The sequence below is a fragment of the Actinophytocola sp. KF-1 genome (assembly GCF_054661535.1).
Genome location: NZ_BAAFVK010000001.1, coordinates 933,377 through 959,059 on the forward strand (window position 1 = coordinate 933,377; position 25,683 = coordinate 959,059).

20 protein-coding genes are annotated in these 25,683 nt (G+C 71.5%); 10 read left to right on the forward strand and 10 right to left on the reverse strand.

Going from position 1 to position 25,683, the window contains the following annotated elements; translation table 11 throughout:
* Nucleotides 1-21: 21 nt before the first annotated feature.
* The 3 genes from ACYQ77_RS04570 to ACYQ77_RS04580 form a co-directional block, all read right to left on the reverse strand.
* Entirely contained in the window at nt 22-2,043 is a 2,022-nt protein-coding gene (locus tag ACYQ77_RS04570; protein WP_459707673.1) for a diguanylate cyclase domain-containing protein, read from the reverse strand.
* A gap of 101 nt (nt 2,044-2,144) precedes the next feature.
* A complete protein-coding gene (locus tag ACYQ77_RS04575) occupies nt 2,145-2,942 on the reverse strand; it encodes an SAM-dependent methyltransferase (protein ID WP_459707674.1) in 798 nt (265 codons plus the stop codon).
* 126 nt (nt 2,943-3,068) lie between these two features.
* A complete protein-coding gene (locus ACYQ77_RS04580; protein WP_459707676.1) occupies nt 3,069-3,638 on the reverse strand; it encodes an SACE_7040 family transcriptional regulator in 570 nt (189 codons plus the stop codon).
* Nucleotides 3,639-3,954: 316 nt separating this feature from the next.
* On the opposite strand from ACYQ77_RS04580, the gene ACYQ77_RS04585 reads away from it, so the two are divergent.
* The 8 genes from ACYQ77_RS04585 to ACYQ77_RS04620 all read left to right on the forward strand — a co-directional run bounded on the left by ACYQ77_RS04585 (nt 3,955) and on the right by ACYQ77_RS04620 (nt 16,072).
* Nucleotides 3,955-4,752: an SGNH/GDSL hydrolase family protein gene (locus ACYQ77_RS04585; protein WP_459707677.1), complete on the forward strand. Its 798-nt coding sequence runs from the start codon at nt 3,955-3,957 to the stop codon at nt 4,750-4,752.
* Between the two features lie 156 nt (nt 4,753-4,908).
* Nucleotides 4,909-6,513 carry a carboxyl transferase domain-containing protein gene (locus ACYQ77_RS04590; protein ID WP_459707679.1) on the forward strand — a complete coding sequence of 535 codons (1,605 nt, stop codon included), beginning with the start codon at nt 4,909-4,911 and terminating at the stop codon, nt 6,511-6,513.
* Between the two features lie 2 nt (nt 6,514-6,515).
* A complete protein-coding gene (locus ACYQ77_RS04595) occupies nt 6,516-8,483 on the forward strand; it encodes an acetyl/propionyl/methylcrotonyl-CoA carboxylase subunit alpha (protein ID WP_459707681.1) in 1,968 nt (655 codons plus the stop codon).
* Nucleotides 8,480-9,634: an acyl-CoA dehydrogenase family protein gene (locus tag ACYQ77_RS04600; RefSeq protein WP_459707683.1), complete on the forward strand. Its 1,155-nt coding sequence runs from the start codon at nt 8,480-8,482 to the stop codon at nt 9,632-9,634. Before ACYQ77_RS04595 ends, ACYQ77_RS04600 begins: the two co-directional genes overlap by 4 nt.
* Before the next feature lie 73 nt (nt 9,635-9,707).
* Nucleotides 9,708-11,546, forward strand: coding sequence for a Xaa-Pro dipeptidyl-peptidase (locus ACYQ77_RS04605; RefSeq protein ID WP_459707684.1), 1,839 nt, complete (start codon nt 9,708-9,710; stop codon nt 11,544-11,546).
* Complete coding sequence (locus ACYQ77_RS04610; RefSeq protein ID WP_459707686.1) at nt 11,543-12,394, forward strand: hypothetical protein; 852 nt, start codon at nt 11,543-11,545, stop codon at nt 12,392-12,394. The genes ACYQ77_RS04605 and ACYQ77_RS04610 overlap by 4 nt, the downstream gene beginning before the upstream one ends.
* A gap of 1,063 nt (nt 12,395-13,457) precedes the next feature.
* Nucleotides 13,458-14,825 (forward strand): FAD-binding oxidoreductase, encoded by a 1,368-nt coding sequence (locus ACYQ77_RS04615; RefSeq protein WP_459707688.1) that lies wholly within the window; start codon nt 13,458-13,460, stop codon nt 14,823-14,825.
* Between the two features lie 17 nt (nt 14,826-14,842).
* The gene (locus ACYQ77_RS04620; RefSeq protein ID WP_459707690.1) at nt 14,843-16,072 is read left to right on the forward strand and encodes a class I SAM-dependent methyltransferase; all 1,230 of its coding nucleotides are present in this window, start codon (nt 14,843-14,845) and stop codon (nt 16,070-16,072) included.
* A 33-nt stretch (nt 16,073-16,105) separates the two neighbouring features.
* Here ACYQ77_RS04620 and ACYQ77_RS04625 read toward each other — a convergent pair whose 3' ends face one another.
* Entirely contained in the window at nt 16,106-16,906 is an 801-nt protein-coding gene (locus tag ACYQ77_RS04625) for an SAM-dependent methyltransferase (RefSeq protein WP_459707693.1), read from the reverse strand.
* A gap of 49 nt (nt 16,907-16,955) precedes the next feature.
* Between ACYQ77_RS04625 and ACYQ77_RS04630 the strand changes: the two genes are divergently transcribed.
* Nucleotides 16,956-18,005, forward strand: a complete 1,050-nt coding sequence (locus ACYQ77_RS04630; protein WP_459707694.1) for an alpha/beta hydrolase — start codon at nt 16,956-16,958, stop codon at nt 18,003-18,005.
* Nucleotides 18,006-18,362: 357 nt separating this feature from the next.
* On the opposite strand, the gene ACYQ77_RS04635 is transcribed toward ACYQ77_RS04630, so the two are convergent.
* From ACYQ77_RS04635 to ACYQ77_RS04660, 6 genes are read right to left on the reverse strand one after another with little or no spacing between them, the layout of a single operon-like run.
* Nucleotides 18,363-19,520: a lipid-transfer protein gene (locus ACYQ77_RS04635; RefSeq protein WP_459707696.1), complete on the reverse strand. Its 1,158-nt coding sequence runs from the start codon at nt 19,518-19,520 to the stop codon at nt 18,363-18,365.
* Entirely contained in the window at nt 19,520-19,906 is a 387-nt protein-coding gene (locus ACYQ77_RS04640; protein WP_459707698.1) for a MaoC family dehydratase, read from the reverse strand. The genes ACYQ77_RS04635 and ACYQ77_RS04640 overlap by 1 nt, the downstream gene beginning before the upstream one ends.
* Nucleotides 19,903-20,775 (reverse strand): bifunctional MaoC family dehydratase N-terminal/OB-fold nucleic acid binding domain-containing protein, encoded by an 873-nt coding sequence (locus tag ACYQ77_RS04645; RefSeq protein WP_459707700.1) that lies wholly within the window; start codon nt 20,773-20,775, stop codon nt 19,903-19,905. Before ACYQ77_RS04645 ends, ACYQ77_RS04640 begins: the two co-directional genes overlap by 4 nt.
* Nucleotides 20,772-21,920, reverse strand: a complete 1,149-nt coding sequence (locus ACYQ77_RS04650) for an acyl-CoA dehydrogenase family protein (RefSeq protein ID WP_459707702.1) — start codon at nt 21,918-21,920, stop codon at nt 20,772-20,774. The genes ACYQ77_RS04645 and ACYQ77_RS04650 overlap by 4 nt, the downstream gene beginning before the upstream one ends.
* 1 nt (nt 21,921) lies before the next feature.
* Nucleotides 21,922-22,860 carry an acyl-CoA dehydrogenase family protein gene (locus tag ACYQ77_RS04655; protein ID WP_459707704.1) on the reverse strand — a complete coding sequence of 313 codons (939 nt, stop codon included), beginning with the start codon at nt 22,858-22,860 and terminating at the stop codon, nt 21,922-21,924.
* A complete protein-coding gene (locus ACYQ77_RS04660; RefSeq protein WP_459708151.1) occupies nt 22,860-24,788 on the reverse strand; it encodes an acyl-CoA dehydrogenase family protein in 1,929 nt (642 codons plus the stop codon). The genes ACYQ77_RS04655 and ACYQ77_RS04660 overlap by 1 nt, the downstream gene beginning before the upstream one ends.
* 233 nt (nt 24,789-25,021) lie before the next feature.
* On the opposite strand from ACYQ77_RS04660, the gene kstR reads away from it, so the two are divergent.
* A complete protein-coding gene (kstR, locus tag ACYQ77_RS04665; RefSeq protein ID WP_459707706.1) occupies nt 25,022-25,660 on the forward strand; it encodes a cholesterol catabolism transcriptional regulator KstR in 639 nt (212 codons plus the stop codon).
* Nucleotides 25,661-25,683: the final 23 nt, after the last annotated feature.

Sequence of the window (25,683 nt, forward strand, 5' to 3'; positions counted from 1 at the left end):
GCCGCGGCGACCACCCGTGACTCAGGCTCCACTGAACACACCACCCTGGGCGGTGGCTACCCCGATCGACGACCACCAATCCGCCGCCTCGAGCGTACGCACGTCGAGCACCGAACAGGTCGCGCCGAGCGAGTCGAACATGCGCACCGTCCTCGCGGTCTCCTCGGCCAGCACCTCGCTGCCGGCGCCGAGCGCGCCCGACAGCGTCACCGACCGCACCCCGGTCGCGCTGACCAGGTCGAAGTCCAGCGGCCCACCGGTGACCCCGCACATCCCCACGTGCACGCCGATGTCGCCGAGCACCTCCAGGTTGTCCCGCGCGTCACCGAACTCGTCGAGCAGCGCGCCGACGTCGAGCGACAGCTCCAGCCGCCCGGCGGTCAGCCCGCTCTCCTCGAGCGCCCTGCGCACCGCGCGCACGAGGTCCGCGTCGCCGGACTGGTTGCGGGTCAGCTGCACCCGCAGCACACCGGGCCGGCCCGCGAACCGCTTGCACGCCTCCAGCAACAGCAGCGGTCCGAGGTGGACGGACCAGCCCGTGCGCTCCGCGAGCCGCACGCACGTCGCGTGGCCTGCCTCCGACCACGACAGAACCGCCCGCGCGCCAACGGGTTCGTGGTCCGCGAGCCGCACGACCGGGGTGAAGTCCACCGACAGCTCACCGACCTCCCACGCCGCGGGCATCGCCGCGGCGAGCCGGTCCAGCTCGGCCGCCGCCCGGTCCTCGCCCGCGTGGAACTCGGCCCACTGCCGCCGCCCGGTCGCCCGCGCCTTGCGCAGCGCGGTGTCCGCGGCGCGGAACAGCTCGGTCGCGTCGCCCTCACCGGCCCGCCTGCGCACCGCGCCGACGCTCGCGCCGACCGCGACGCCGGTGCCGTCGATGTACTCCGGGTCCGCGAGCTCCGCGGTCAGCACGCCGATCAGGTCGCCGATGTCCGGTGTGGTGGGCGAATCCTCGACGAGGACGGCGAACTCGTCGCCGCTGATGCGTGCCACGAGCGCGTTCTCGTCCGACACCGCCTGCTCGAGCCTGCGGCCGACCGCCTGCAGCAGCCGGTCGCCGACCGCGTGGCCGAAGCTGTTGTTCACCAGCGAGAACGCGTCGAGGTTCAGGCAGCACAACGTGATCGTCGCGCGCGGGTCGGCGCGTTCGAGCATGCTCTCCAGCTTGGTGTGGAAGCACTGGCGGTTCGGCAGGCCGGTCAGCGCGTCGTACAGCAGCTGGTGGCCGAGCCGGTCCTGCAACAGGTGCAGTTCGGTGACGTCCTGCACCATCGTGACGAAGAACGCGGGGTCGCCCGCGCCGTCTCTCAGAAGCGAGATCGCGAGCAGGACCCATGCGATCTCACCGTCCTCCTTGCGGAGTCTGCGGTGCTCGTGCACCCGGGCCTGCTCGCCGTCCAGGATGCGCCGGTAGGCGGCCATGACGTCGCCCGCGCCCTCGTCGCGGAAGATGTCGGTCAGCATGCGGCCCGGCAACCGCTCCGCCTCGGTGGCGAGGATGGCGGCGAGCGCCGGGTTCGCCTCGATGCACATGCCGTCGAGGTCGGTGATCACGATGCCGGTCGCGGAGGTCGCGAACACCTCGCGGAAGCGGTTCTCGGTGCCGCGCAGGTTGTGCTCGGCCCGCAGGACCGCGTTGAACAGCGCCTGCTTGACCTCTTCCTGCTGGGTCAGCGTGTAGTCGCGCAGGCTGTTCGCGAAGCCGGCGGACATGGCGCCGAGCAACGTGACCGTGCGGCGCGCCAGCTCGTTGTCCGGGGTCGCCGCCAGGTCGCCGAGCAGCTCGCGGGACAGCACGGTGATCGTCGCCGCCAGCGCGGACGGGTCGATGAAGCCCTCGGCGACCAGCCGTGCGCCGATGCTCGAGCCCTGCCGCGGGGAGAAGTCGTCGGCCGCGAGGCTCGCCAGCACCTCGTCGACGAGCTCGAGCAGGACGAGCTCGATGTCGTCGACCGAGCGCGGGATGTACGACGCCGTGGTCGCCGACCGGGTCCAGGCGCGCGCCAGCTGCTCCCGGCGGTGCACCGGCGGAGCGGTCACGCGTGGGTCCGGCATTGCAGGTTGTCCATGGTCGTGTGGTCGTGGCTCATGCGATGGTGCCGGGAGCGGGCCGCTGCCGCCACCCAGCCATCCCGACCGTGTTACCTCTTTCGGGCTACCCCGGCATACAGACCGTCGCTCGCCTGGTCCGGTTCGCGCTCGGGCCGCCACTGGGACGTGCTCACCAGCCCGGGCTCGACGAGCTCGAAGTCGCCGAAGAACGGCAGGATCTCCGCCTTGGTCCTGGCCATGACGGTGTTCTGCGACGACCGCATCTTCGCGATGATCTGGTCGCTCGCGATGTCGTCGAAGTCGTCGGTGAGGTGGGTGAGGGCGAGGTAGCTGCCGGGCGCCAGGACGTCGCGGTACGCGGCGAACACCGCGTTCGGGTCGTGCTCGTCGAGGATGTAGTGACCGATCGTGATCGCGAGCAGCCCGATCGGCTGATCGAAGTCGAGGATCCGCCTCGTCGCGTCGTCGTTGAGCACGAGGCCGGGCTTCGTGATGTCGGCGTGGACCATCACCGCGTTCTCGTCGCCCTCGAGCAGGAGCTGGCTGTGCGCGACCGCGACGTGCTCGTTGTCGACGTACACCACCCTGGCGTCCGGGACGGCCGCCCTGGCGATCTCGTGCACGTTGCCGACGGTGGGGATGCCCGACCCGAGGTCGAGGAACTGCCGGATGCCCTGCTCGATCATGAACAGCACAGCACGGCGCATGAACGCCCTGTTCATGATCGCGAACCGCTTGACGTCCGGCTGGACCTTGAGCAGCTCCTCCACCAGCGCGCGGTCCACGGCGAAGTTGTGGTTCCCGCCGAGGACGTAGTCGTACATCCTTGCCGCGCTGGCCTTTTCGAGGTCAACCGAGGTCGGAACCCAGTTGGTCTGCTGTGACACCGTCCACCTCTTGGTCTGAATTGATCGGTAAGCGAAACACTACCGAGACGTGGACTTGCTGTGGCGGCCGGTCACCCGGATGGACCACGGTGAGAAAACGTTTGCCGAGGTGGGCGCCGCTGCCCGTCAGCGACGGCCGTCGCCCGCCGCGCCGGTCAGCGCCGCGGCCGCCATCTCGCGCAGCATCGTGGCCATCCCGTCACGGCCGAGGTGCCTGCTGTGCGGGGTGGAGTTGATCAGGCCGAACACGGCGTGGGCGGCCGCGCGGGCGGTCGGCTCGCCGAGGTCCGGCGCGGTCTCGAGGAGGGCCTGCACCCACACCTCCACGTACCGGCGCTGCAGCGCGCGCACGCGGCGGCGGTCGGGGTCGGTGAGGTTGCCCAGGTTCCGTTCCTGCACGGTGATCAACGCGGGGTTGTCGAGCGCGAAGTCGACGTGGAAGGCGATCAGCTCGCCGAGCAGCTTCGCCGGGTCCGCCGTGCGCTCGCGCCGTTCGAGCCCGCCGCCGAGCAGCACCTCGCTGATCGAGGTCAGCATCTCGCCGAGCATCGCGTCCTTGCTGCGGAAGTGCCGGTAGAGCGCGGGCCCGGAAACCCCGACGGCCGCCCCGATCTCGTCGATGCCCACCCCGTGGAACCCGTGCCGCGCGAACAACTCAGCTGCGGCGGCGAGTATCTGCTCGCGACGGCTGGACACCCCTCCATGCTACCGACGACGTAAACGCCCACTAACACCACCGCAACCCCCGCGAGTCCCGCTCTCGAACAGCGCGAGTCACGCTCTCAGGCATACCGAGTTGTGTGTTTCGTGCACATGCCCGGCCGGCGCGCCTGCACGAAACGTGCAACTCGGTGTGCGCGAGAGCGCGACTCGCGGGTTCTGGGGGCGGGACTCGTGGGTTTGCTGGTGCATCTATTGGTAACCGTGACCTACTAACGGACTGGTTTGGAGGGTTGTTACTTACTGGTAGGGATGGGGCGTCGGGAAGCCCTCCACAGGAGGTTCGAAGGAAATGCGTCTCCGTTCCATTGCCATCTCCCTCTTCGCGGCCGTGGTCGCGACCGGGGTGGCGTCCGCCCCAGCGTCCGCCGATCCCGTTGCGGCGGCTGGGAAGTACGTCGCGCTCGGTGACTCCTACGCGTCCGGCACCGGTGCCGGTGACTACGGCGACAGCGGCGGTTGCAAGCGCAGCGCCAACGCCTACGCGCAGCTGTGGGCGAACGCCAACGCGCCCGCCGCGTTCGAGTTCGTCGCCTGTTCCGGGGCGGTCACCTCGGACGTGCTCGCCGGGCAGGTCGGCGCGCTCACCGCGGACACCGCGCTGGTCACGATCTCCATCGGCGGCAACGACGCCGGCTTCGCCGACGTCATGACCGACTGCAACCTCGGCTCGGACGACAGTTGCGTGACGCGGAACCAGGAGGCGCAGGACTTCGCGCGCACCGAGCTGCCCGCGCGGTTGGACAGCGTGTACGCCGAGATCAGCGGCCGGGCGCCGAACGCGCACGTCGTCGTGCTCGGCTACCCGCACATCTACCAGCTGGACGGGGACTGCAACGTCGGCCTCTCGGAGACCAAGCGCGCCGCGATCAACGGCTCGTCCGACGTGCTCGCCGAGGTCATCGCGGGCCGCGCGGGGGCGTTCGGCTTCACGTTCGTGGACGGCCGGTCGGCGTTCGCGGGCCACGAGATCTGCTCGTCCGGTGACTGGTGGCTGAACAGTGTCACCTTCCCGATCGACGAGTCGTATCACCCGAACGCGGCCGGCCACAGCGGGGGCTACTACGCGGCGTTGTCCGCGGTCGCCTAGGCGGGCCACCCCGGACGGGACCCGGCGTCGCGCGTTCGCCGGGTCCCGTCCGCACGCCAGAGCCTGGGTTGAGGCCGGCCGGACACCGGGTGGACGACCGCGCCGGGCGGCGATAACATCGCTCATGTTAACGATGGCTAACGTGAGCGGAGTGAGATGGACGCGCCCGTGCTGGGGAGCGGAGCCGACCCGGGTGACCCCGCGTACCAGCGGTACGTGAAGGAGCACACCGCACTCGTCGACGACCTGCGTGCCCGTACCGCCACCGCCGCGCGCGGTGGCGGCGAGCGGGCCAGGCAGCGGCACCTCGACCGCGGCAAGCTGCTGCCGCGGGACCGGGTCGAGTCGCTGGTCGACCCCGGCTCGCCGTTCCTCGAACTGTCCCCGCTGGCCGCGACCGGCATGTACGACGACGAGGCCCCCGCCGCGGGCATCATCACCGGCGTCGGCCGCGTGTCCGGCCGCGAGTGCGTGATCGTCGCCAACGACGCCACGGTCAAGGGCGGCACGTACTACCCGATGACCGTCAAGAAGCACCTCCGCGCACAGGAGGTCGCGCTCCACAACAACCTGCCGTGCGTCTACCTGGTGGACTCCGGCGGCGCGTTCCTGCCCAAGCAGGACGAGGTGTTTCCGGACCGCGAGCACTTCGGGCGGATCTTCTTCAACCAGGCCACCATGTCCGCGCGCGGCATCCCGCAGATCGCGGCCGTGCTCGGCTCGTGCACCGCGGGCGGCGCGTACGTGCCCGCGATGAGCGACGAGGCCGTGATCGTCCGCAACCAGGGCACGATCTTCCTCGGCGGCCCGCCGCTGGTGAAGGCCGCCACCGGGGAGGTCGTCACCGCGGAGGAGCTCGGCGGCGGCGACGTCCACTCGCGACAGTCCGGGGTCACCGACCACCTCGCCGAGGACGACGGGCACGCGCTGCGGATCGTCCGCTCGATCGTGTCCACGCTCGGCCCGCGCGCGCCGCGCCCGTGGGAGGTCGCGCCGGTCGAGGAGCCCGCCGTCGACCCGGCCGGGCTGTACGGCGTGGTGCCCACCGACTCGCGCACCCCGTACGACGTGCGCGAGGTGATCGCGCGGATCGTGGACGGCAGCCGGTTCCGGGAGTTCAAGAAGGAGTACGGCACCACGCTCGTCACCGGGTTCGCCCGCATCCACGGCCACCCGGTCGGGATCGTCGCGAACAACGGCGTGCTGTTCGGCGAGTCCGCGGTCAAGGGCGCGCACTTCATCGAGCTGTGCGACCAGCGCAGCGTGCCCCTGGTGTTCCTGCAGAACATCACCGGGTTCATGGTCGGCCGCGACTACGAGACGTCCGGCATCGCCAAGCACGGCGCCAAGATGGTGACCGCGGTGGCGTGCGCCCGGGTGCCGAAGTTCACCGTGATCATCGGCGGCTCGTTCGGCGCGGGCAACTACTCGATGTGCGGCCGGGCGTACGAGCCGCGGTTCCTGTGGATGTGGCCCAACGCGCGGATCTCCGTGATGGGTGGCGAGCAGGCGGCGTCCGTGCTGGCGACCGTGCGCCGCGACCAGCTCGGCGACGACTGGTCGGCGGAGGACGAGGAAGCGTTCAAGGAGCCGATCCGCGCGCAGTACGAGGACCAGGGCCACCCGTACTACTCGACCGCGCGGCTCTGGGACGACGGCGTGATCGACCCGGCCGACACGCGGATGGTGCTGGGGCTCGGCCTGTCCGCCGCGGCGAACAAGCCCCTGGAACCGGTCCGCTACGGCGTCTTCAGGATGTGAGCATGGTGTTCCACGCAGTGCTGATCGCCAACCGCGGCGAGATCGCGATCCGGGTGGCGAGGACGTTGTCCGGCATGGGGATCCGGTCGGTCGCGGTGTACACCGACGCCGACGCGGACGCCCGGCACGTCGCCGAGGCCGACGATGCGGTGCGGGTCGGCAGCTACCTGTCCATCGAGGACATCGTGGCCGCCGCGCGGGAAACGGGTGCGCAGGCCGTGCACCCGGGGTACGGCTTCCTCGCGGAGAACGCGGCGTTCGCGCGGGCCTGCGCCGAGGCGGGCGTCGTGTTCGTCGGCCCGCCGCCCGAGGCGATCGAGGCCATGGGCGACAAGATCCGCGCGAAGCAGACCGTGAGCGCGGCGGGCGTGCCGGTCGTGCCGGGGCGGACCGAGCTGGGCATGTCCGACGAGCAGCTCGTCGCGGCCGCCGCCGAGGTCGGCTACCCGGTGCTGGTCAAGCCGTCCGCGGGTGGCGGCGGCAAGGGCATGCGGCGCGTGGAGCACCCCGCCGACCTGCCCGCCGCGCTGGAGTCGGCGCGCCGCGAGGCCCGCGGCGCGTTCGGCGACGACACCCTGCTGGTCGAGCGCTTCGTCAGCAATCCCAGGCACATCGAGATCCAGGTGCTCGCCGACACCCACGGCACCGTGATCCACCTCGGCGAGCGCGAATGCAGCCTGCAGCGGCGGCACCAGAAGATCATCGAGGAGGCGCCGTCGCCGCTGCTCACCCCCGAGCAGCGGGAGCGCATGGGCGCCTCCGCGGTGGACGCCGCCCGGTCCGTCGGCTACACCGGCGCCGGCACCGTCGAGTTCATCGTGTCGACCGACCGGCCGGACGAGTTCTTCTTCATGGAGATGAACACGCGCCTGCAGGTCGAGCACCCGGTGACGGAGATGGTGACCGGGATCGACCTGGTGGAGCAGCAGATCCGGGTCGCGTCCGGGCAGCGGCTGACGGTCGCGCAGTCCGATGTGGACTTCCGGGGGCACGCGGTGGAGGCCCGCGTCTACGCGGAGGACCCCGCGCGCGGCTTCCTGCCCACCGGTGGCCGGGTGCTGGCGATCAGCGAGCCGCTCGACGAGCACGTGCGCGTGGACTCCGCGCTGCGCACGGGAACCGTGGTCGGCTCGAACTACGACCCCATGCTCGCCAAGGTGATCGCGTGGGGCGGCGACCGGGAGACCGCGCTGCGCAACCTGCACACGGCGCTCGGCGACACCGCCGTGCTCGGGGTCGGCACCAACGTCGCGTTCCTGCGCGCCCTGCTGTCCGACGAGGACGTGGTGGCCGGACGGCTCGACACCGGGCTGGTGGAACGCAAGCTCGACGCGCTCGTCGCGGCCGACGTGCCGGACGTGGTGTTCGCCGCGGCCGCGCTCGACGAGCTGATCGACCTGCGGCCCGCAGGCGACGTGGTCGACCCGTGGGACCTCGCCAACGGCTGGCGGCTGGGCGGACCGGCGGCGATCCCGTTCCGGCTGGTCAGCGGCGACCGCGCGGAGACCGTGCGCGTCACCGGCACGCCGGCGGCGGCGTCCGTCGTGGTCGGCGAGGCGGAGCCCGTGCGGGCGTCCGCGCGCCGCGACCGCGACCGGCTCGTCGTGACCTTCGGCGGCCGCCGGACCACGTTCCGGCGCGCGCAGGACGGCGACACGCTGTGGCTCGCCGCCGACGGGCGGACCTGGCCGGTCGACGAGCACTCGCTGCTGCGCAGCGGCGCCGCCGCGGTCACCGACGGCGGGCCGGTGACCAGCCCGATGCCCGGCACGGTCCTGGTCGTGAAGGCCGCGGCGGGCGACGTCGTGGCGGCCGGGGCGCCGCTGGTCGTCGTCGAGGCGATGAAGATGGAGCACACCGTGACGGCGCCGGTCGACGGCGTGGTCACCGAACTGCACGTCCGCGCGGGCCAACAGGTCGCGCTGAACCAACCCCTTGCCGTGGTGACCCCACAAGAGGAGCAGTCATGATCGACTTCCGGCTCACCGAGGAGCACGAGGCCCTCCGCAAGACCGTCGAGGAGTTCGCGCGCGAGGAGGTCGCGCCGGTCATCGGCGAGCTGTACGAGAAGGGCGAGTTCCCGTACGAGATCGTGGCGAAGATGGGTCGCATGGGCCTGTTCGGCCTGCCGTTCCCCGAGGAGTACGGCGGCATGGGCGGCGACTTCCTCGCCGTGTGCGTCGCGCTGGAGGAGCTCGCGCGGGTCGACTCGTCGGTCGCGATCACGCTCGAGGCCGGGGTGTCGCTCGGCGCCATGCCGATCTACCGGTTCGGCACCGAGGAGCAGAAGCGGGAGTGGCTGCCCAAGCTGTGCTCCGGCGAGATGCTCGGCGCGTTCGGGCTCACCGAACCGGGCGGCGGCTCCGACGCCGGCGCGACGCTGACCACCGCCACCGAGCGGGACGGCAACTGGGTGCTCAACGGCTCCAAGGCGTTCATCACCAACTCGGGCACCAGGATCACCGGCCTGGTCACCGCCACCGCGGTCACCGGCAAGGCGGCGGACGGCCGCAAGGAGATCTCGGCGATCATCGTGCCGTCCGGCACGCCCGGCTTCTCGGTGTCCAAGAGCTACTCGAAGGTCGGCTGGAACGCCTCCGACACCCACGAGCTGTCCTTCGTGGACTGCGCGGTGCCGCTGGCGAACCTCCTCGGCAAGCGCGGCCGCGGGTACGCGCAGTTCCTGTCCATCCTGGACGAAGGACGCGTCGCGATCGCCGCGCTGTCCGTCGGCCTGGCGCAGGGCTGCGTCGACGAGTGCGTCCGGTACGCCCACGAACGGACCGCGTTCGGGCACGCCATCGGCGAGTACCAGGCCATCCAGTTCAAGATCGCCGACATGGAGGCCCGCGCGCACACCGCCCGCCTCGCCTACTACGCGGCCGCGTCGAAGATGCTGCGCGGCGAGCCGTTCAAGAAGGAGGCGGCGATCGCGAAGCTCGTCAGCTCCAACGCGGCGATGGACAACGCGCGGGACGCGACGCAGATCTTCGGCGGGTACGGCTTCATGAACGAGTACCCGGTCGGCCGGTTCTACCGCGACGCGAAGATCCTCGAGATCGGCGAGGGCACGAGCGAGGTGCAGCGGATGCTGATCGCGCGGGAGCTCGGCCTGCGCTGATCAGCGGTGACGGATTCACCGGTCCTGGCCTTAGTATGACTGGGCGTTTTCCCTGCTCAGCTTCGGAGGACCGATGCGCACGTCCCGTCGGCTCGCCCTGCTGGTGCTCACGGCGGCCCTGCCGCTCGCCGTGGTCACCCCCGCGGTGGCAGCCCCCGCGAAGTCAGACCGCCCGACGCCGCCACCCTGGCTGAAGGTCGAGAACGGGGTCAGCGTGCCCCAGTTCGCCCTCGCCGACGCCGTCGAGGAGACGCTGTTCGTGCAGACGGAGGTCGACAGCGACCTCGACGGCGTGCGCGACCGGGTGCGCGTCCGGCTGTCGCGGCCCGGCGAGACGGAGACCAGGGGCATCAAGGTGCCGGTGATCTTCGAGCACAGCCCGTACCGGTACAACACCGGCGGCGGCCAGAACCACAACGTGGACTTCTCGGTGCTCCCGCAGGAGGGCGTCCAGCCGTCGGCCATGCGGGCGGGCGGCACCGCGGCCGCCCCGCGCGCCGACCTGCCCGGGTCGCTGGACAACTACTGGGTGCCGCGCGGGTACGCGGTCGTCCTGGGCGAGTCGATCGGCACCGGCTACTCGGACGGGTGTCCCACGGTCGGTGACATGAAGGAGACGCTCGGTACGAAGGCCGTGATCGACTGGCTGAACGGCCGCGCGAAGGCGTACACGGCCGCGGGCGAGCCGGTCGAGGCGGACTGGACGACCGGCGACGTGGGCATGGTCGGCACCTCCTACAACGGCACGCTGCCCAACCAGGTGGCCACGACCGGTGTCGACGGCCTGCGCACGATCGTCCCGACCTCGGCGATCGCGAGCTGGTACGACTACTACCGGGCGAACGGCCTGGTCAGGGCGCCGCACTCGAACCTGTCGGGCCAGGGTGAGAACGGCTTCCAGGGCGAGGACCTGGACGTGCTGGCGTACTACGTCGAGGGCCCCGGTCGCGTGGAGAAGTGCGCGCACATCACCGACGCGCTGCTGCAGTACGCCGATCGGACGACCGGCGACTACAACGCGTACTGGCACGAGCGGGACTACCTGCACCGCGCCCGCGGCATCGAGGCGAGCGTGTTCGTGGTCCACGGGCTCGAGGACTACAACGTCATGCCGACGGCGTACGCGTCGTGGTGGGCGCAGCTGGAGCGGTACGACGTGCCGCGCAAGATCTGGCTGCACAACGGCGGCCACGGCGGCCCGCAGGGGGCGACCGACTACCAGCGGACGCTCAACCGGTGGATGGACTACTGGCTGTTCGGGGTGCGCAACGGGATCATGGGCGAGCCGCGCGCGAACGTGCAGCGCCCGGACGGCACGTACGAGAAGTACGCGGACTGGCCGGTGCCCGGCGCCCGCGACACGAAGCTGCGGCTGTCCGCGACCGCCGCGACGGCCCCGGGCGGGCTGGGCCGCACGGGCGGTGGCCCGGCGCAGTCGTTCGTCGACTCCGGCCGCACCCTGGACACCGACGTGGCGCTGCTCCCGAACCCGGACGCGGCGAACCCGAACCGGCTCGTGTACCTGACCGAGCCGCTGGCGCGGGACACCCACCTGAGCGGGACGCCGACGGTGTCGCTGCGGGCGTCGGTGGACAACCGGTACGCGGCCAACCTGACCGCCGTGCTGGTGGACTACGGCCCGGACGGCCAGACGATGGTGACGCGCGGGTGGACGGACGTGCAGAACCGCAAGGACGTCGCGAAGAGCACGCCGATCGAGCAGGGCCGGGCGTACACGTTCGACTGGCCGCTGGAACCGGACGACTACGTGTTCCCGGCCGGGCACCGCATCGGGTTGGTGGTCGTGTCGACGGACATGCACTTCACGCTGCGTCCCCTGCCCGGCACGCGGCTCACCGTGCACCCCGGCAAGAGCTCGGTGACGCTGCCGATCGTGGGAGGCCACCTGTGAAGCGACTGCTGGTGGCCGTCTCGGTCGTGGCGGTGCTGGGCGGGGTCCCCGCGGTGGCGGCCGCCGAACCCCCGCCCTGCACCGCTACATTGGACTGCACGGTCGACGAGATCGACGCGATGTCGATGGCGGACCGCCTGGAGTTCGTGCGGGACATGCAGGCCGGCCCGGCGGCGGCGCTGGGCGCGTCGGACCGGTGGCGCAACATCGAGGGCGTGATCTCGTTCTTCCGCGACCGCAACCTCGGCGCCCCCGGCACGTGGGTGTCCTATGTGGATGCGGGGATCGTGGAAGGCATCCAGCGCGGGATCGCGATCGCCCTTGGCTGGTCGGCGGACACGGGCGGCAACCCGGGCTCGGCGAAGTGGGCGAGCTACCTGACCCGGTTGTCGACCGGCGCGCTGACCACCCGCGCAGCCCACGACAAGGCGTGGAGCGAGGCCGAGCAGGCGTCGACCGAGTACGGCAACGCGCTGGCGGTGTCCCGGGGCAAGCCGCCGACGGCGGTCGAGTGGCGGTTCTACCAGTTCTCGGAGATGTACCGGTGGGCGCTGCGGAACCGCCCGTTCGCACTGGACCTGCTGGCGATCTACGGGCCGCTGATCCACCCCGACCTGGCCCGCATGCGGGTGCCGTTCTACGACTGGTTCACGGACGTCAGCGAGTCGGCCCCGTCGCGCCGGAGCTGCGAGATGGCGTACGGCTTCGCCGAGCTGAACCCGATCACGGGTGTCTTCGGCATGGCAGGCCTGTTCCTCGCGTACGTGGAAGACCTGTTCGACGAGTACCGGGACGGCCTCCGGCCCCCGGAATCCACGCTACAGGCAACCACCGACACCGCCCGCTGACGAAGCCCGGGTTGTCCACAGGCTCGGAGCGCTGTGGACAACCCGGGTCGCGAGGTCCGGAACTGTCGGTCCTCCCGGCTAGGCTGGAAACCGGGGGCCGGAGGCGTGTCCTTTGCGCGGTTGTGGACAACCGGGGCTGTGGACGCCGGGATGGTCGGTGGCCGCGGCTAGGCTGGTGTTCGGGGCCGGAGGCGCGCGCTTTGCGCGGTTGTGGACAGCCCGGGCTGTGGTGGCCGGGATTGTCGGTGGTCGCGGCTGGGCTGGTGTTCGGGGGCCGGAGGCACGTCCTTCGCGCGGTTGTGGGCAACCGGGGTTGAGGTCGCGGGGATTGTCGGTGGTCGCGGCCCGGCTGGTGACCGGGGGCCGGAGGCGCGCCTTTCGCGCGGTTGTGGGCAACCGGAGTTGTGGCCGCCGGATTGTCGGTGGCCGTGGCTGGGGGTGGTGTTCGGGGCCGGAGGCGCGCCGATCGCGCGGCTGTGGACAACCCGGGTTCAGACGCCGGGATTGTCGGTGGTCGCGGATAGGCTGGAAACCGGAGGCGTGTCCTCCGCGCGGCTGTGGACAACCCGTGGTTGCGGTCGCTGGGACTGTCGGTGGTCGTGGGTACGCTGCTGTTCGGAGGCCGTCCCCGGGGAACGTGTACGTGCCGGGCGTTGTGACAGGACCGGAGCCTCGTTGTCGAACGTGTTGCGGCCAGGGATGGGCCGGGAGTCACCCCGAGAAGGCCGTGGACACCCGGTGGTCGCTCGTTGTGGCTGGGCCCTCAGGAAGGTGTGGACAACCGGGGCCGCGGCCGACGGGGTTGTCGGTCCTCCCGGCTAGGCTGGAATCCGGGGGCCGGAGGCCGCCATCCGGAACACGTGGCCGATCCGGCTGCTCCCGGAGAAGTGCCGACCCACAGCTTGTGCGGGGCAGCCGCCGTGATCAGCGGCACCGCGTGAATGGGCACAAGCGACGTTTCGGGTGCACGTGTCCGGTTTGGCGAGCGACACCGTCCCGGCATGTGATCACCACCGGAAAAGCCATCCGGTCTCCGGGCCCGAACAGGGCTAGCATCGAAACCGTGAGCCGCTCACCTGCACGGATCTCCCACGACCGCGCCGTGGACGCCCTCCGCGCGCAGCTCGTCGCCCGGCCGGCTGGGTCGCCGATCCGCCTGGCGAAACCCACCTCGAACCTCTTCCGCTTCCGGGAGCCGCCCGGGCAGGGGGCCCTCGACGTCAGTGCCTTCTCCGGGGTCATCGACGTCGACGGGACGACCGCGGACGTCGGTGGCATGACCACCTACGAGGACCTCGTCGACGCGACGCTCCCGCACCACGCGATCCCGCACGTCGTCCCGCAGCTGAAGACGATCACGCTGGGTGGGGCGGTCGCGGGGCTCGGCATCGAGTCGACGTCCTTCCGGAACGGGATGCCGCACGAGTCCGTCCTGGAGATGGACATCCTCACGCCGGCCGGCGACGTCGTCACCGCCACCCCGGACAACGAGCACGCCGCCCTCTTCCGCGGCTTCCCCAACTCCTACGGCACCCTCGGTTACGCGCTGCGCCTGCGGATCGAGCTCGAACACGTGAAACCGTTCGTGCGCCTGCGGCACGTCCGGTTCACCGACGCCGTCGACTGCGCCCGCGCCATCGAGGACATCTGCGCGGCAGGCGCCTACCGGGACGAGCCCGTCGACTTCCTCGACGGGGTCATGTTCGGCAGCAGCGAGTTGTACCTGACGCTCGGTGGCTACGCCGACTCGGCGCCGACGCTGTCCGACTACACCGGGCAACGGATCTTCTACAAGTCCATCCGCGACCGCGTCGTCGACCACCTCACGATCCGCGACTACCTGTGGCGCTGGGACACCGACTGGTTCTGGTGCTCCAAGGCCCTCGGCGCGCAGCACCCGCTCGTCCGCCGCCTCTGGCCGCGCCGCTACCTGCGCTCCGACGTCTACCGCAGGATCGTGGCGCTCGACCGGCGGTACGACCTGTCCGGCCGGGTCTACAAAGCCCTCGGCAAACCCGCCCGCGAACCGGTCATCCAGGACGTCGAGATCCCCGTCGAGCGGCTCGCCGACTTCCTCCGCTTCTTCACCGACGAGATCCGCATCAGCCCGGTCTGGCTGTGCCCGCTGAAGCTGCGCGAGAGCACCGGCTGGCCGCTGTACCCGATGAAACCCGGCCGCCTCTACGTGAACGCCGGCTTCTGGGCGACCGTCCCCTTGGGACCGGGCCAGCGGGACGGCACCCACAACAGGCTCATCGAGAACAAGGTCACCGAACTGGGCGGGCACAAGTCGCTGTACTCCACTTCGTACTTCGAAGAGGATGAGTTCTGGTCGGCCTACGACGGGGAGACGTACCGGCAGCTCAAGAACACCTACGACCCGGAGGGTCGGCTACCCGACCTGTACTCGAAGGTCGTGCGGAACCAGTGACGGGGAGGAGCGGCAACATGCGGCTGGCGGAGATCATCGAACGTGCGGTGGGGCGGAACACCCAGCTGGAGTTCACGGCCTACGACGGCAGCCGGGCGGGGGACCGGCACGCACCGGTGCGCATCGACGTGAAATCACCGCTCGCGTTGTCCCACATCGCGTCCGCACCGGGTGAGCTCGGGCTCGCCAGGGCGTACGTGAGCGGGGCCCTTGACATCCACGGCGACATGTACACGGCGCTGCGCAACATGGCGGCGCTCGAACTGGGCTCGGTGCCGCCGAAGGCCCAGGCCGAGCTGCTGCTGCGGCTCGGCTGGTCCCGCCTGTGGTGGCCGGTGCCGCATCCGGCGGCGGAGTCCCGGCTGCGCGGCAGACGGCACTCGAAGAAACGGGACCAGGAGGCCATTTCCTACCACTACGACGTGTCCAACCGCTTCTACGAGTGGGTGCTCGGCCCGTCGATGGCGTACACGTGCGCGGTGTACCCGGACGCCGACTCCTCGCTCGAGGAGGCGCAGTGGACCAAGCACGACCTCGTGGCACGCAAGCTCGGCCTGAAGGAAGGCATGCGGCTGCTGGACGTCGGCTGCGGCTGGGGTGGCATGGTGATGCACGCCGCGAAGCACTTCGGCGTGCGCGCGCTGGGCGTCACGCTGTCCCGCAAGCAGGCCGAGTGGGGGCAGAAGAAGATCGCCGAGGCGGGGCTGACGGACCTCGCGGAGATCCGGCACATGGACTACCGCGACGTCACCGAGTCCGGCTTCGACGCGATCAGCTCCATCGGCCTGACCGAGCACATCGGCGAGGCGGAGCTGCCGTCGTACGTGCGGTCGCTGTACGACAAGCTGCGGCCGGGCGGGCGGCTGCTGAACCACTGCATCACCCGGCCGGACAACACGCGCCCGGCACGGGTCGTCGGGTTCTTCAACCGGTACGTGTTCCCCGACGGTGAGCTGCTCGGCCCCGGCCACATCATCTCGGCCATCCACGACAACGGGTTCGAGGTCCGCCACGAGGAGAACTTCCGCGAGCACTACGCGAAGACGCTGACCGCGTGGTGCGCGAACCTCGACGCGCACTGGGACGAGGCCGTGCGCGAGGTCGGCGAGGAGCGGGCCAGGGTGTGGCGGCTCTACATGGCCGGCTCGCGGCTCGGTTTCGAGGAGAACAACATCCAGCTCCACCAGGTGCTCGCGGTGAAGCTCGACGGCGCGAACGCGCACATGCCGCTGCGCCCGGACTGGTGACCCGTCCGCAAGCCCTGACGGGTCACCGGCCCGTCAGGGCTTGCGGGCGACACCCGCGAAGACCAGCGACGCCTCCGGGTGCTCGCCGACGTCCTCCGGCGACTCCGGCCGCCACTCCGGGGTCCACACCAGCCCCGGCTCGACGAACTCCAGGCCCTCGAAGAACCGGGTGATGTCGTCCGGTGTCCTGCGCACGCCGGGATGGCTCGACTCCTGGTACAGCCGGTCCACCTCCTCGCGGCCCTCGAGCGACGGGTTCTCGACGCCGTGCGACAGCACGAGGAGGCTGCCCGGCGCCATCGCCGACACGTACCGGGCCACGGCCTCGTGCGGCCGCGCCGAGTCGGGGATGAAGTGCAGGACCGCGACCATCAGCACGGCCACCGGCTGCGAGTAGTCGATCAGCGGCGAGGCCAGCACCGGGTCGGGGTCGGTCAGGTCGCCGCGCATGACCTCGGCGTTCGGGTTGTCCTTCAGCAGCAGCTCGCTGTGCGTCACCGCCACCGGCTCGTTGTCCACGTACAGCACGCGCGTCGCCGGATCGACCTCCTGCGCGATCTCGTGCACGTTCCCGGCGGTCGGGATGCCCGAGCCGATGTCGACGAACTGGCGGATGCCCGAGTCGAGGCAGAACCGCACGGCGCGCCGCAGGAACGCCCGGTTCAGCCGTGCCGCGGCCCGTGCGAGCGGCATCACCTCGAGCAGTTTCTCCGCGAACACCCGGTCCTGCTCGAAGTTCGCGGCGCCGCCCAGCAGGTAGTCGTAGATCCGCGCGGCGTTGGGGCGGTCAAGGTCGATCGACTCCGGGGCCCAACTCGGGCGGTCACCTGTCATGCACCCGATGTTATGCGACAAAGGCGGCTTGACGAGGCAGTATGTCGGCATGATGTCGCTGTCCGCCGCCTCGAACAACGTCATGGACATGGTGCTGCGCGGGGGTGTCGCCGACCTCCGGCCGATGCCCAGGGTGCTCATCGACAAGGGGCCAAACCGGTCGGTGTACCGCTTCGTGGCGGGCGACCGCGAGCTCGGCGGCGAGCCGGTGCTGCTGGTGCCGCCGCTGGCCGTGCCCGCGTTCTGCTTCGACCTGCGCCGCGGCTGCAGCCTGGCCGAGCACTTCGTCGACGCGGGCAGGCGGCTCTACCTGGTCGACTACGGCCAGGTCCGGTTCTCCGACCGCGGCCTCGGGCTGGAGCACTGGATCCACGAGGTGCTGCCCAGGACCATCCGCGCGGTCAGCAGGGACGCGGGCGGCGCGCCGGTGCACGTGGTCGCGTGGTGCCTCGGCGGCATCCTGTCGCTGCTCACGCACGCCGACCAGCAGGACCTGCCGATCGGCTCGATCGCGACGATCGCCGCGCCGATCGACATGACCGCGATCCCGCTCGTGGCGCCGATCAAGCCGCTGGTCGACGTGACGAACGGCTGGATCCTGACGCCCGTGTACCGCCTGCTCGGCAGCGCGCCGCGGTCGGTGGTGAAGCGGGTGTTCCAGCTGTCGGCGATCGACAAGGTCGTCACCAAGCCGTACGCGATCCTGTCGCACCTCGACGACCGCGACTTCCTGGCCCAGATCGAGGCGGTCGACCGGTTCACCGACAACATGGTCGCCTACCCCGGGCGCACGTTCGGGCAGATGTACCACCGCTTCTTCCGGTCCAACGACCTGTCGAACGGCGAGGTCGACTTCGGCGGGCGGCGGATCTCGCTGCACGAGGTGAAGTCGCCGGTGCTCGTGGTCGCGGGCAAGGGCGACAGCATCGCCCCGGAACGAGCGGTCCGCCGGCTGGTGGACGTGCTCGACAACGCGGCGGAGGTCCGCTTCGAGACGGCGCCCGGCGGGCACCTGGGCGTGCTGGCGGGCCGCGGCGCACGCGCGACGACGTGGGCCTACCTGGACGAGTTCCTCGGCAGGCACGCCCCGTTGCGGTAGGGCGGCGGCCTCCGGCCCCCGGTTGCCGGCGTACCGGCGACCACCGACAGTCCCGGCCGTCGCGGGTGCGGTTGTCCACAGGGTGTGGACAACCGCGGGTTCGGTGCCGGGAACTGTCGGTGGTCGCGTCTAGGCTGGTGATCGGGGGCCGGAGGCCGCCGGTCACCCTCCGTGCCCGCGGCAGCGCGGCCCGGGCAGCCGCCGCGGGCGCTCGTCGGGGAGCCGACGGCGGCGGCTCGCGCCTCCCGGCCACGCGATAGCGGCCCGCTCCCTGCGGACAACCTGGATCACGCCGTCCGGGACTGTCGGTGCCTGCCCGTACGCTGGCAACCGGGGGCCGGAGGCCAGGCGCGGCAGTCAGACAGCCGACAGGATCAGCGCACTGGTCGGCACCCCGGTACCGGCCGTGACCAGCACGTTCGCCGCGTCCACGAGCTGGTTCGCCGCCGTGCCGCGGAGTTGGCGGACCGCTTCCGCGATGCCGTTCATGCCGTGGATGTACGCCTCGCCGAGCTGGCCGCCGTGGGGGTTCGTCGGCAGGCGGCCGTCCAGTTCGAGGCCGCCGTCGGCGACGAAGTGGCGGGCCTCGCCGCGTGCGCAGAACCCCAGCTCCTCGAGCTGGACCAGGACGAACGGGGTGAAGTGGTCATAGAGGACCGCCACCGACATGTCCTGCGGACCCAGGCCGCTCTGCCGCCACAGCTGCTCCGCCACGACACCCATCTCGGGCAGGCCGGTCAGGTCCGCCCGGTAGTAGCTGTTCATCGTGAACTGGTCGTGCGCCGAGCCCTGCGCGGCCGCCGCGACGCGGGCCGGGGTGTGCGGCAGGTCCGCCGCCCGCGCGAGCGACGTCACCACCAGCGCCACCGCGCCGTCGCTCTCCTGGCAGCAGTCGAGCAACCGCAGCGGCTCGGCGATCCAGCGCGAGTTCTGGTGGTCCGCCAGCGTGATCGGGCGGTTGTGGAACCACGCCTTCGGGTTCGTCGCCGCGTGCCTGCGGTCGGCCACCGCGACCCGGCCGAAGTCCTCGCTCGTCGCCCCGTACTCGTGCATGTACCGGCGCGCGAACATCGCCACCGACGCGGCAGGCGTGCCGAGGCCCATCGGGTAGTGCCACGCGTTGTCGAGGCCGCTCGACGTGGGCGCGGCCGCGGCGGCCGTCTGGACGCGGCCGAACCGGTTGCCCGACCGCTCGTTGAACGCGCGGTAGCACACGACGACGTTCGCCATGCCGGTCGCGACCGCCATGGCCGCCTGCTGCACGGTCGCGCAGGCCGCGCCGCCGCCGTACCCGACGCGCGAGAAGAACGACAGCGACGGGATGCCCAGCTCACGCGCGACCGCGATCTCCGCGTTGGCGTCCATGGTGAACGTCACCAGACCGTCCACATCGGACGGCGTCAGGCCCGCGTCGGCGAGCGCGTCCCGCACCGCCTCCGCCGCGAGCCGCAGCTCGCTGCGGCCGGAGTCCTTCGAGAACTCCGTCGCGCCGATGCCCACGACGGCCGCGTCCATCACGACGGCACCTCGATCCGCACGGTCCCCGTCACGTGGTCGCCGAGGCTGTTGCGCGCCACCACCGCGATCACGTACTCGCTGCCCTCGTGCTCGACGACCCGCCCGGTGAACGTCAGCTTCTCGTGGGCGTAGCACGGCACACCGAGCCGGATCGCGATCGTGCGCACGAGCGCCGACGGTCCGGCCCAGTCCGTCACGAACCGCTGCACCAGGCCGGTGTCGGTGAGGATGTTCAGGAAGATGTCCTTCGAGCCGCGCTTGACCGCGAGGTCCCGGTCGTGGTGCACGTCCTGAAAGTCCCTGGTCGCGAGCGCCGTGCTCACCACGAACGTCGGCGTCACGTCGATCTCCAGCGGCGGCAGCGCATCCCCGACGGTGATCATCGGCGCCGCCAGACGGGCATGGTCAGCTCGTCGTCGACGCGCTGGAACCCGATCCGCACCGGGAGTCCGATGTGGACCTCCTCCGGCGGTGCCGCCAGTTCCGCCATGAACCGCACGCCTTCCTCCAGTTCCACCAGTGCCACCACGAACGGCAGCGTGTGCCCGGGTACCGGCGGGTGGTGGTGCACCACGAAGCTGTACACCTCGCCGAGCCCGCTCGCCACGACGTACTCCGGCTTGGTCTCGTTGCAGGACGGGCACATCGGCCCCGGCGGGTGGCGCAGCTCGCCGCAGCCGCCGCACTGCTGGATGCGCAGCTCGCCCGCCGCCGTGCCCTCCCAGAAGTACGCCGTGTCCCGGTTGACCACCGGCCGGATCACCGGCGCGGGCGGGGGTTTCGCCGGGGCGGGCGCGAACTTGAGCACCCGGAACATCATCTCCGCGACCGGCTCGTCGCCGACGTACCAGGTGTTGTGGGTGGTCACGAACCAGCCTTCGCCCAGCGCGGTCCTCTTCGGACCGACGACGCTCGCCAGGCGGGACGCGATCGCGACCTCCTCGCCGTAGCGCAGGTAGCGGTGGTAGGTCTGCTCGCAGTCGGTCGCGACGATCGACGTGTACCCGGCGTCGTCGAGCACGGCCAGCATGGCGCCCAGCGGGTCGTCGTCCGGGCGCTGGTGGCGCAGGCCGCCCATCGTCCACACCTGCGCCATCGCGGGCGGCGCGACCTCGGCGTACGCGGGGCTCTCGTCGCCGAGCGCCTCCAGCCAGTTGCGGACCATCGGCAGGTTGACCGGGTCGCGCCCCGGCCGCCGCGCGGACTCGCCGCGGTCCATGACCCGGCGGGCGGCGGCCTCGATGCCGGTCATCGCGGCACCCTCGGCAGCTGCAGCCCCGCCATGGCGATCAGCTCGCGCTGCACCTCGTTCACGCCACCTCCGAACGTCAGCACCAGGTTGCGTTTCGCCTGCACGTCCAGCCACCGCAGCAACGCGCCGGTATCCGGGTCGGCCGGGTCGCCGTGCGCCCCGACGACCTCCTCCAGCGCGCGCCCCAGCCACTGCGTGCGGTCGGACGAGAACACCTTCGTTGCCGACGCGTCCGCGATGGACACGTCCGCGCCCGCCGCGGCGACCTGCCAGTTCAACAGCTCGTTCACCCGCACGTGCGCGCGGACCTTCGCGAGGGCCCTGCGCACGTCGGGTTCCGCGAGCACGTCGTGCGCGTCCGCCCAGTCCCGCACCCGCTCGTACAGCGCGGCGAGCCGCCCGGCCGGGCCGAGCATCACGCGTTCGTGGTTGAGCTGCGTGGTGATCAGCCGCCAGCCCGCGTTCTCCTCGCCCACCAGCATGTCCGCGGGCACCCGCACGTCGGTGTAGTACGTCGCGTTCACGTGGTGCGCGCCGTCGCAGGTGATGATCGGCGTCCACGAGAAGCCGGGGTCGCGGGTGTCGACGATGAGGATCGAGATGCCCTTGTGGCGTGGTGCGGCGGGGTCGGTGCGGCACGCGAGCCAGATGTAGTCCGCGTCGTGGGCGCCGGTCGTGAAGACCTTCTGGCCGTTCACGACGTAGTGGTCGCCGTCCCGGACCGCGCTGGTCCGCAGCGACGCCAGGTCGGTGCCCGCCGACGGCTCGGTGTAGCCGATCGCGAAGTGGATCTCGCCCGCGAGGATCCTCGGCAGGAAGAAGTCCTTCTGCGCCCGCGTGCCGAAGGCCTGGAGGGTCGGGCCGACGGTCTGCAGCGTCACGTACGGCAGCGGCACGTCGGCGCGGGCGGCCTCGTTGACGAAGATCTGCTGCTCGACGGGCCCGAACCCGCGGCCGCCGTACTCGGCGGGCCACCCGACGCCCAGCCTGCCGTCGTCACCCATCCGCTTCACCAGCGCCCGGTACGCCGCGCCGTGCCGGTCGGTGAGCATGGCGTCGCGTTCCTCGGGCGACAGCAGGTCGCGGAAGTACGCACGCAGCTCGGCTTCGAGCGCTTGCTGCGCCGGGGAGAGCTCGATGTCCACGTCAGACCGCCGCCAGCCGGTGTTCGACGCCGCCGATCAGGCGGACGAGGTCCTTGGTCGCCGAGTAGTGGCGGTGCATCGGGTAGCTCTCGTCGACGCCGAGACCGCCGTGCAGGTGGTGGCAGGTGTGCAGGGCGGGCATGGCCTCGGCGGCGAGCCAGTAGGCGGCGATGGCGATGTCGTCGTCGGGGTCGCGGTCCGCGGACAGCCGCCAGATCGCCGACCACGCCGCGAGGTGCAGCGTGCGGGACGCGATGTAGACGTCCGCGATCTGCTGCGCGACCGCCTGGAACGTGGCGAGCGGCTTGCCGAACTGCTCCCGCGTCCGGACGTGTGCCGCGGTCAGCGACAGCGCGCCCGCCAGGAGCCCGTCGCCGTACGCGCAGGCGCCGGCGAGCGCGAACCGCCGCAGTTCCACGGTGTCGCACAGCGGGTCGCCGGGCGCGTCGTCCAGCACCACGGTGTGTTCCGGCGCACCGGACGCCGAGTAGGTCTCGGTCAGCGTGACGTCCTCCGGCGCGACGAGGAACACGGTGTCGCCCGCGGGGACCAGGATCCGGTGTGCCCGGCCGGCGTCCGGCACCCCGACCGCCGTGCCGGAGAGCCGGTTGCCGTCGGCGGTCACGTCGCCGCGCAGGGCCGCGGTGAGGAACCGCTCGCCCGCCGCGACCGGCGGCACCAGCGACCGGTGGTGTTCCGCTCCACAGTAGACAATGGGGAGCACGCCGAGCGCGAGCGTGCTCAACGCGGGCAGCGGCGCCGCCGCGCGGCCCACCTCGAACAGCACGAGCGCCGTCTCCAGCACGCCGAGCCCCTCGCCGGACAGCAGACCCGCCTGCCCGAGCGCCTTCCACGCCGAGCCGGCGTCGGGTTCGCGCGCCAGCACGTCACGGGCCAGGTCCGCGACGGCCTGCTGTGTCTCGTCCAACGCGAAGTCCATCAAGGCTCCCTTGGCAGGCCGAGGATCCGTTCGCCGATGAGGTTGCGCAGCACCTGCGTGGTGCCGCCCGCGATCGACAGGCAGCGGGTGACGAGGAACTCGTGCAGCGCGGCGGCCGTCGCGTCGTCGACGGCCGCGCCACCGGCGCCGAGCAGGTCGACGGCCGCCTCGGCGACGTCCTGCCGGTGCCGCACGCCGACCAGCTTGCACACGCTCGACTCCGGTCCCGGGCCGCGGCCGTCGAGCTGCCGCAACGTCGCCCGCAGGTCCACGAGCGACACCGAGAGGCCCTGCGCCACCAGCGCGCCGACGCGTTCGCGGGTGCCGTCGTCGAGTGCGTGCTCCGCCGCGAGCGCGAGCAGTCGCTCGACGCCATCGCCGAGCGCCGAACCCGCGCCGAGGGCGACCCGCTCGTTGGCGAGCGTGGTACGTGCGAGCGGCCAGCCGCCGTCGACGTCGCCGACCACGCAGTCGTCGGGCACGAACACGTCGTCGAGGAACACCTCGTTGAACCGCGCCTCGCCGGTCATCTCCCGCAGCGGCCGCAACGTGATGCCCGCCGAGCGCATGTCGACGAGGAAGTAGGTGATGCCCTTGTGCTTCGGCGCGTCCGGGTCCGTGCGGGCGAGGCAGATGCCCCAGTCGGCCGCCACCGCCGAGGACGTCCACACCTTCTGCCCGTTCAGCACCCAGCCGCCGCCGGCGCGGGTCGCCCTGGTGCGCAGCGCGGCGAGGTCGGAGCCCGCGCCGGGTTCGGAGAACAGCTGGCACCACCGCAGCTCGCCCCGCAGTGTGGGCCCGGCGAAGCGTGTCCGCTGCTCCTCGGTGCCGTGCGCGAGGATCGTGGGCACGGCCCACGCGCCGATCACCAGGTCCGGGCGGCGGACGCCTGCCTTGGCCAGCTCGTCGTCGATGACCAGCTGTTCACGCGGTGACGCGGCGAGCCCGTACGGACGCGGCCAGTGCGGCACGAGATAACCGCTGTCCGCCAACCGGATGCGCTGCTCCGCAGTGGACAGCGGAGCCACCGACACCGCGAACTCCCGTGCGGCGGCACGGGTTTCGTCGTCGGCCACGTCCACGCCCAGGCTCCTGCGCTCCCCGGCGAGCGCCCGTGCCGCGACCTCGCGGCGCCAGCGCGCGGTGCCGCCGAGGAGCTGGCGGTTGGCGAGCGCGCGGCGCAGGTAGAGGTGGGCGTCGTGCTCCCACGTGAACCCGATGCCGCCGAGGACCTGGACGCAGTCCTTCGCGTTCTCGACCGCGGCGTCGACCGCGAGCGCGGCGGCCGCGGCGGCGGACAGTTCACCGCCCCTGGCCGCGTCCCACGCGAGCGCGGACGCCTGCTCGGTGCGGCACAGCATCTCCGCGCACAGGTGCTTGACGGCCTGGAACGACCCGATCGGCCTGCCGAACTGCTCGCGGACCTTGGCGTAGGCGACGGCCGTGTCGAGGCACCACCGCGCGATCCCGGCGGCCTCCGCGGCGAACAGCGTCGCGGCGAGGTCGTCGACCTGACGGGTGCCGATGTCGACCGGGGTGGCCGGGACGGTGTCGAACCGCACGCGGCAGAGCGGGCGGGAGAAGTCGACCGGCGTCAGGGGAGTGGCGGCACCGGTGGCGGTGAACCACCGGTCGCCGTCGCGGAACAGCACCGGTCCGTCGACGGGCAGGACGGGCGTCAGGCTGCCGGACACGCGGCCGCCGGTGACCGTCACGTCGCCCGCCGACAAGGCGATGCCCGTCGGTGACCCCAGCAACGCGGTCGTGAGCACCGAGGGGAGCACCGGGCCGGGCACGAGGTGCCGGGCCGCCTCCTCGACGGCGGCGGCCTGCTCGGCGAGCGTGCCGCCGTCGGCGGTGATCGTGAGCAGGCCCAGGTCGGTGACGGCGGGCCAGACCCGGGTCCACGCGTCCGGCGCCGTCTCCATCTCCCGCACGGCGGTGAGCGTGCCGGTGCGTTCGGCCATGTCCCGCACCGCGTGCATGAGGTCCTCGGTCACCGACACCCGACCGAGTATAGAACACGTTCTAGTTTTCCGGCTGTGGACGGACGTAACATCTCCGGTACGTACGTTCGGTAAGCTGTGACGGGCAGACAGGAACGCGTTCCGACTGTGTCGGACGTCCGCTCCGCAAGCTCCGCGAAACAGGGGAATGTTCGATGGCACGACCACGCACGGCGGGCGCGAACGCGCTGAACGTGCTCACCGACGACGAGCTCGGGTCAGCGGCCCAGCGCGACCGTCGCAAGAGGATCCTGGACGCGACGATCGCGCTGGCGTCGAAGGGGGGCTTCGAGGCGGTGCAGATGCGTGCCGTCGCGGAGAAGGCCGACGTCGCGCTCGGCACGCTCTACCGGTACTTCCCGTCGAAGATCCACCTGCTCGTGTCCGGTCTCGCGCGTGAGCTGGAGCGCGGTCAGGAGCGTGGCGGCGGGGCGATCCCCGGCGACACCGCCTACGACCGGCTGCTGTTCGTGCTGGGCCGCATCACCCGCGCCATGCAGCGCGACCCGAACCTCACCGAGGCGATGACCAGGGCGTTCATGTTCGCCGACGCGTCGGCGGCCGCCGAGGTCGACACCGTCGCGAAGCTGATCGAGCGCACGTTCACCCGCGCCCTGCACGACGACGACCCGGCCGGTGAGCCGACCGACGAGGACCGCGCGATCGCGCGCGTGATCGGCGACGTGTGGCTGTCGAACCTGGTCGCCTGGGTGACCCGCCGCTCGTCCGCTTCGGACGTCGCCGAGCGCCTCGAGCTGACCGTGCGCCTGTTGCTCACGCACAAGGCCGAGTAGGGCCGCTGGACTGGCCCGCGGCG